A 1846-nucleotide genomic window follows, 5' to 3' on the forward strand; every position below is an offset into this window, starting at 1 on the left:
CGGCCCTTTGCAATCGGCTCGTCTAGCGCGAGCTGTATTGCACCTTCACCTGGCGCGTCGCCTCTTCGCTCAGGCGCTTCACCGCCTGCTTGAGGGACTGCGGCGCCAGCTTCTCGCGTATCTCGCCACTCACGTCGGAAAGCGGCCTGGCCGGCAGGCGCTCCTCACCCGTCACCCGCACCAGCAGCAACTGGCCATCCGCATGGAGCGGCGCGATGCTGCCCACCTCGGTGGACTCCACCAGGCCGCGCAGCGGCTGCTCCAGCAATTCGGGCTTGATGCGGTTGCTGCGGTACTCCAGCGGCTTGCCGGCGGCGCGCCAGGCGGCCACCTGCTTCTGCCAGTCGCGAGCCTTGGCCTCGGCGCCGCTGAGCAGTGCGATGAGTTCTGCACGCTGGGGCTCTTCCAGCGCCTGGTCGCTGGCGATGATCTCGAAGCTCTTCTCCACGCCGCCACCGAACTCTTCGGGGTGGCGCTGGTAGTAGTCGGCCACCTGCTCGCTGGTGACCGGTTCCGGCGTGGCGTGCTGCTCCAGGTAATGGCGCACCAGCAGTTCCTCGCGGTAGGCCTGGGCCTTGAGGTCCAGCTGGGCGCGCTCGCCGGCGTCCAGCTCGCGCTCGGCCAGCAGGGCCATGGCGCGGCTGGCCACCAGGCTGTCGAGGATCTTGCGTTCCACCTCATCGTTGGCGAACAGCGGCGCCGACTCGCCCAGCGTGCGCTCGACGGTCAGTTCCAGCTGGGCCCGGGTGATGGGGCTGTCGTCCACCGTGACCAGGGTCGCCGAAGGCTCGACCGACACCTGCGCCAGGGCTTCGGCGCCGTCGTCGTCACGGCAGCCGGCCAGCAGCGCCGCCGCCAGCAGGCAGCCCAGCGGCCATTCAACCCGCGGCACGGTCTTCGCCTTCCTTGGCGGCGGTGCCCTCGGCCGCGGCCGGTGGCGTCTTGCGGTCGATCTTCGCCGCTTCCTTGAGGCGCTCCAGCTCGGCCTGCTTGGCTTCCTGGCGCAGGCGATAACGGATGTCGCCGCTGACCGCTTCGAACGGCTGCTTCACCACCTGCGGCCCCTCGATCACCTTGATCACGTGGAAGCCGAAGGGGGTCACCACCGGCTCGGACACCTCGCCCGGCTTCATGGCGAATACCTTGCCGCTGAAGGCCGGGTCGATGGCGCCTTCCTGCAGCCAGCCCAGGTCGCCGCCCTGCTTGGCGGACAACTGGTCCTCGGAGAAGGTGGCGGCCAGCGCGGTGAAGTCCTCGCCGGCGTTGATCCGCGACTGCACTTCCTGGGCCTTGCTCAGCAGGGCCTGGCGCTCGTTCTCGCTCATGCCGGGGTTGGTGCGCAGGAGGATATGGGCGACGTGCACCTTGCGCGCCTGGAACTGGTCGGGGTTGGTGGCGTAGAAGTTGCGCACCGCCTCGTCGGTCACCCGCTCGCGGAGGAACTCCTCGAAGTAGCGGCTGATCAGCATCTGCTTGCGGAACTCGGCCACCTCGGTCTCGACCTGTTCGGCGGGCAGCAGGCCCTGGGCCTCGATCTGCCCGGCCAGGCCTTCGCGCTCCAGGTACTCGTCCAGCTCGCGGCTGACCCACTGGGTGTTCTGCGCCGGCACCCGCTTGAATTTGAGGAAGGCATCGAATTGCGCCTGGGTGACCGGCTTGCCGTTCACCTCGGCGATGGAATCGCTGGAGGAATCACAGCCCGCCAGCAGCAGGGCCAGGATCGAGGACGCCAAGGCGAGGCGTGGGAACTGCTTCATGGATCACCACCTTAATCAGGTCAAATTCCTTTTATCGCGGGTGCGATATACAGGTCGGCCACAAACAGGGGTGTGACTCGACTCACAAA

Annotated in this window: 2 protein-coding genes; both read right to left on the minus strand. The window is 67.7% G+C overall.

Annotated elements, in window-relative coordinates:
- Nucleotides 1-22: 22 nt before the first annotated feature.
- Nucleotides 23-892 carry a peptidyl-prolyl cis-trans isomerase gene (locus WFQ67_RS29685; protein WP_337058958.1) on the minus strand — a complete coding sequence of 290 codons (870 nt, stop codon included), beginning with the start codon at nucleotides 890-892 and terminating at the stop codon, nucleotides 23-25.
- The gene (locus WFQ67_RS29690) at nucleotides 879-1757 is read right to left on the minus strand and encodes a peptidylprolyl isomerase (RefSeq protein ID WP_173179056.1); all 879 of its coding nucleotides are present in this window, start codon (nucleotides 1755-1757) and stop codon (nucleotides 879-881) included. The genes WFQ67_RS29685 and WFQ67_RS29690 overlap by 14 nt, the downstream gene beginning before the upstream one ends.
- Nucleotides 1758-1846 lie beyond the last annotated feature (89 nt).

It is taken from the genome of Pseudomonas sp. USHLN015 (genome assembly GCF_037153275.1).
In the GTDB taxonomy this organism is placed as follows: domain Bacteria; phylum Pseudomonadota; class Gammaproteobacteria; order Pseudomonadales; family Pseudomonadaceae; genus Metapseudomonas; species Metapseudomonas tohonis.